Source organism: Streptomyces oryzae, assembly GCF_017676365.1.
GTDB classification, from domain to species: Bacteria; Actinomycetota; Actinomycetes; order Streptomycetales; family Streptomycetaceae; genus Streptomyces; species Streptomyces oryzae.
Window position 1 is genome coordinate 1 of the sequence record NZ_JADKMA010000317.1, and the last position, 4896, is coordinate 4896.

The following is a 4896-nucleotide window of genomic DNA, read 5'->3' on the forward strand; positions in this document are numbered from 1 at the left end:
GGGCGCGGGCTGCGCCCCAGCCGCGCGCCGCTCCTCAGGCGCTCCGGGCCCTGATACGGCTCCCGCCCCCGGTGGCGGGCCCGCGCGCCGTGGTGAGGGCGATGGCGTTCGCGGCGACGATCACGCCCGTGGCGAGCCAGGCGGCGGTATCGAGGTGCTGGCCCAGGACGACGAGGCCGACCAGCGCGGCGAAGACAGGGTTGACGCTCATGAAGACCCCGAAGAAGTGCGCCGGAACCCGGCGCAGCGCCAACAGGTCGCACAGGAATGGCACGGCTGAGGAGAGCACCCCAGCGGCCAGCGCACAGCCGAGCGCGGCAGCGGTGGGCGGGTGCCGCCAGAGCACCCACGCCCCCACGGGCAGGTAGAGCGCCCCGGAGACCGCCGCCGCGGCGGCCGAGCCCTCCAGGCCGGGAAGGCGGGCGCCGACGGTCCGGTTGAGCAGGATGTAGCACCCCCAGCACACCGCTGCCAGCAGGGCCAGACCGATGCCCGGGTAGTCGGTGGACGGGGTGGGCCGGGTGAGCACCACCACGGCGCCCGCGGCGGCCAGCGCGCAGGCCAGGTCGATACGGCGGCGGGAGCCGGCCAGCGCCACGGTCAGCGGGCCGAGGAATTCCAGCGTGACGGCCAGCCCGAGCCCGACCCGCTCGATCGCCGCGTACAAGGACAGGTTCATTGCGGCGAAGACCAGCGCCAGGCCCAGCACCGGGCGCCACTGCGCCGCGGTGAAGTGCCGCAGCCGCGGCCTGCCGACCGCCCCGAGCACGATCGCGGCCACCCACTGCCGTACGGCCACCACACCGGCCGGCCCGAGGACGGGGAACGCCAGCGCCGCGATCGAGGCCCCGGTCTGATTGGACAGGCCGCTCCCCAGCATCAGCGCCATACCGCCCAGCCGCCCCGGACTCCGGCCAGGTCGGGGCGCGGCTGCGGCTGTCACGGCGGGCCGGCTCACTGCCGGGGACGAGGAATCGAGCACCATGCCGATCACGATGAGCCCGCGACAGGCATACGCAAAATGCATCCAGGCCACCAGCTATACGCTGGCTGCATGGATGGGATGTACGGGTCACGGAAGCACGGCTCCGCAGCGCTCGAGCTGAAGCACCTGCGCTGCCTGGTCGCCATCATCGACACCGGCGGCTTCACCGACGCCGCCCACCAGCTCGGCATCTCGCAGGCCGCCGTATCCCGCACCCTGCGCGCCCTGGAGAACGTCCTGGGGGTGCGGCTGCTGCACCGCACCAGCCGCACCGTCGCGCCCACCACCGCAGGCGTGCAGGTCCTGGCCCGCGCCCGCGTGCTGCTCGCCGGCGCCGACGAACTCGTACGCGAAGCCGCCACGGGACACTCCCGTCTCCACATCGGTCACGCCTGGTCCGCCTTCGGGCAGCACACCACCGAGTTCCAGCGCCGCTGGCACGACCAGCATCCCGAGACCGAACTGCGCCTCATCCGCCACAACACGCCCACCGGCGGCCTGGCCGAAGGACTGTGCGACCTCGCCGTGATCCGTGGCCCACTCGACCTGAAGCCATGGGCCCACGCGCTGATCGGCCACGAGCGCCGCGTTCTGGCCCTCGCCTCCGACGACCCCTGGGCCCGCCGCCGCAGCATCCGCCTGGCCGAGATCCCCGGCCGCACCCTGGCCCTCGACCGCCGAACCGGCACCACCACCCTGGACTTGTGGCCCGACGAGGACAGGCCCGCCGTCGAGTACATCCAGGACATCGACGACTGGCTCGCCGCCATCGCCACCGGCCGCTGCGTCGGCCTCACCCCGCAGGCCACCGCAGCCCAGTACCGCCGCGACGGCATCACCTACCGCCCCCTCCGCGACGCCGAACCCGTCGCCGTCCACCTCATCTGGCGCCCCCACGACCCGCACCCCGCCACCCACACCGCCATCGCGCTCGCCACCGACCTCTACCGGGAGCCGAGCCGCCGCCTCACACGCCTCGCGCGCTGAGCGGCCCGCGTCCGCCGGTCGTCGACTTGGCCGGGGCACAGGAACACGGGGTGGTCAGCCGCGGGGACACCGGCCGCGCGCTGCATGCGCTTGCCGGCATCGGCGCGCTGATGGGACCGGGGCTTCTCCCCTCCCGGCTGGTCGGCTGAGCCCGTACGGCTCCTCCACCGCGGGGCCACCGCACCGTTCATGGCCACCGCGCGCTTCCAGCGTCAGCGCCGGATTCTCGGACGCCCGCTGCCAGTTACCGCCCTATGCGGGCCCCGCCGTTCCCAACAGGACGCCAACCAGGGCCAGGACCGTTCCTCCAGCCGTTCCATTCACGGCACAGCATTATCGACCTCCACGTATGGCGGCGCGGCGGTGCCGGCGGCCCACATGGACACCGATCCGGGCGCCCAGCGTGACGAGCCCGGCAACGCATGCCCCGATGAGCCACATCATCGGCCCGGCAGTCATCCGTACCTCGAGTCGGGCAGCCACCCGGCCCTGCGGGTCCTGGTAGACGGTCAGCCGGTCGCCGATGCGGGTGCCCTTGTCGCACCCCGTACCGGCAACGTCCGCCCGGGTCCCGTCCGGCAGGCGGACCCGGCAGACCCGGCTGGTGGTGCCACTCGGCTGGGACACGGAGTCGCGGAGCTGTGACACCACGGCCGTCACCCGCTCATTCTGCCGGTCGAGGACGGCGTCACCGTAGAACGCGAGCGGCAGCACCATCAGGACGGTCAACGCCCCGGCCGCGACCCAGTAGGGCCAGGGGAGACCCGCGAGCCCCACCGCAATCATGCCGACGAGGCCCGCCATGAACAGCATCACGCCCAGGGCGGCAGGACCTTCCGGACCGGACGAGCGGTCCGTCACCAAAGCGCCGGCGCCGAGCCACAGGGCGGCCACCGCCAGGCCGCCGGCCGCTCCCAGCAGCCCCCAGCGCACCGTCCCCCGGCTCGGCGCGAGCCGTGACACCCGCTTCGCTCCCACGGGATTCCCCCCCGTGCCTCCGCGCGTCCGGCCGCCCGGACTCCGGCGGCCCAGCCGCCTCGCGGAAACCTACCCGGCGGATCCGGGGAGGGGTCCCGGTCGAGGGCGGCAATGCGTGGCGTGCGGTGCTCACATGCCGTGCCCGTCGAGTGATCTGCCTCACAGGCTGTCACAGTGGCCGCCCGTGCGGTGTCCCCTCTGAGGCGTCGGCCGCCGTCGGCCGGGCGGCCCGGTCAGGGTTCGTGGCGGACCTGGTCGACCACCGGCACACACGGCAGGCGTTTCGCCGTGCACGCGCGCTCGAAGGCCGCCTGCAACGAGGCAGCCACGAAGGAGAAGGACCGGGATATGACCGACCACGCCGATGACCCGGCGACCGAGACGTTCGTCGCCCACCGTAACCTGCTCTTCACCGTCGCCTACGAGATGCTCGGATCGGCCGCCGACGCCGAGGACGTCCTCCAGGAGACATGGCTGCGCTGGGTCGAGGTCGACGTGGCACAGGTGCGTGACCATCGCGCCTACCTGGTCCGGATCACGACCCGCCAGGCGCTCAACCGGCTGCGCACCATGAAGCGTCGCAGGGAGGCGTACGTCGGCAGCTGGCTGCCCGAACCGTTGCTCACCACTCCTGACGTGGCCGAGGACGTCGAGCTCGCGGAGAGCGTGTCGATGGCGCTGATGCTCGTTCTGGAGACGCTGTCGCCGACCGAGCGGGTGGTGTTCGTGCTGCGCGAGGTCTTCGACGTCGGATACGAGGACATCGCGGCAGCCGTGGACAAAAGCCCGGCCGCCGTCCGCCAGATCGCCCACCGCGCCCGTCGGCACGTCGATGCCCGCCGGCCACGCAGAGCGGTGTCGGCGAGGGAGGCCCGCGCGACCGTGGAGTCGTTCCAGCGTGCTCTCGAAACCCGGGACCTGCAGGGCCTCCTGGACGTACTCGCCCCCGACGTCGTGCTGGTGAGCGACGGCGGCGGTCTGAAGCGGGCCGCACCACGGCCGGTCGTCGGCTCCCGGAAGCTGGTCCGCTTCTACCTCGGCGGCTCCAGCAAGGTCGAAGGCACGATCACCTGTGAACCCACCGTCGTCAACGGCAACCCCGCACTCATCCTGCGCCTGGACGGCGAGACCGACGGTGTCATGGCAATGCGCGTCGAGGACGGCCGCATCACGGGCATCTACTACGTCCGCAACCCCGAGAAGCTGACCCGCATGGAATCCGCGACCATGCTCACCTTGCGGTGAACACGACCGGACACCAAAGCGCAGCGGCTGCCGCACTCGCCGCGGTTCGGCGACGGCGATCGCCCGGAGGCGCTGAAACCGTGGTGAAACCGCGCTGAATGCGGCCTGCCGCAACCTCTGCGGCATGACGACAACAACAACTCCCCGCTCTCTCGCCATCGCGGCGAGCGGGCTGCGCAAGTCCTACGGGGACAAGGTGGTGCTCGACGGCATCGAGCTGGCGGTTCCCCAAGGCACGGTCTTCTCGCTGCTCGGCCCGAACGGGGCAGGAAAGAGCACTGCCGTGAAGATCCTCTCCACTCTGATCTCCGCGGACGCCGGCGAGCTGCGGGTCGGCGGCCACGACGTGGCCGCTGCTCCGCAGGCGGTGCGGGCGGCGATTGGTGTCACGGGGCAGTTCTCGGCGGTGGACGGTCTGATCACGGGGGAGGAGAACATGCTGTTGATGGCGGATCTGCACCATCTCCCGCGGCGGGAGGGGCGGCGGGTGGCTGGGGAGCTGCTGGAGCGGTTCGATCTGGTGGAGGCGGCGGGGAAGCCGGCTTCGACGTACTCGGGCGGGATGAAGCGGCGGCTGGACATTGCCATGACGCTGGTCGGGGACCCGCGGATCATTTTCCTGGACGAGCCGACCACGGGGCTGGATCCGCGGTCGCGGCACACCATGTGGCAGATCATCCGTGAGCTGGTCCGCGGCGGTG

The 4896-nt window shown here is 72.2% G+C and carries 5 protein-coding genes; 3 read left to right on the forward strand and 2 right to left on the reverse strand.

The window, feature by feature from the left end; genetic code table 11:
• Positions 1 to 34 precede the first annotated feature (34 nt).
• Positions 35 to 889: an EamA family transporter gene (locus ITI46_RS33200; RefSeq protein ID WP_209243666.1), complete on the reverse strand. Its 855-nt coding sequence runs from the start codon at positions 887 to 889 to the stop codon at positions 35 to 37.
• A gap of 165 nt (positions 890 to 1054) precedes the next feature.
• Here ITI46_RS33200 and ITI46_RS33205 point away from each other — a divergent pair, with 165 nt between their 5' ends.
• A complete protein-coding gene (locus ITI46_RS33205) occupies positions 1055 to 1972 on the forward strand; it encodes a LysR family transcriptional regulator (RefSeq protein ID WP_247746977.1) in 918 nt (305 codons plus the stop codon).
• A gap of 333 nt (positions 1973 to 2305) precedes the next feature.
• On the opposite strand, the gene ITI46_RS33210 is transcribed toward ITI46_RS33205, so the two are convergent.
• Entirely contained in the window at positions 2306 to 2935 is a 630-nt protein-coding gene (locus ITI46_RS33210; protein ID WP_307808422.1) for a DUF3592 domain-containing protein, read from the reverse strand.
• Positions 2936 to 3298: 363 nt separating this feature from the next.
• Between ITI46_RS33210 and ITI46_RS33215 the strand changes: the two genes are divergently transcribed.
• Together ITI46_RS33215 and ITI46_RS33220 are read left to right on the forward strand one after the other, a co-directional pair.
• Complete coding sequence (locus tag ITI46_RS33215; protein ID WP_209243667.1) at positions 3299 to 4195, forward strand: RNA polymerase sigma-70 factor; 897 nt, start codon at positions 3299 to 3301, stop codon at positions 4193 to 4195.
• Between the two features lie 124 nt (positions 4196 to 4319).
• Positions 4320 to 4896 (forward strand): ABC transporter ATP-binding protein (locus ITI46_RS33220; RefSeq protein WP_209243665.1); only part of this gene is annotated, 577 nt, incomplete at its 3' end.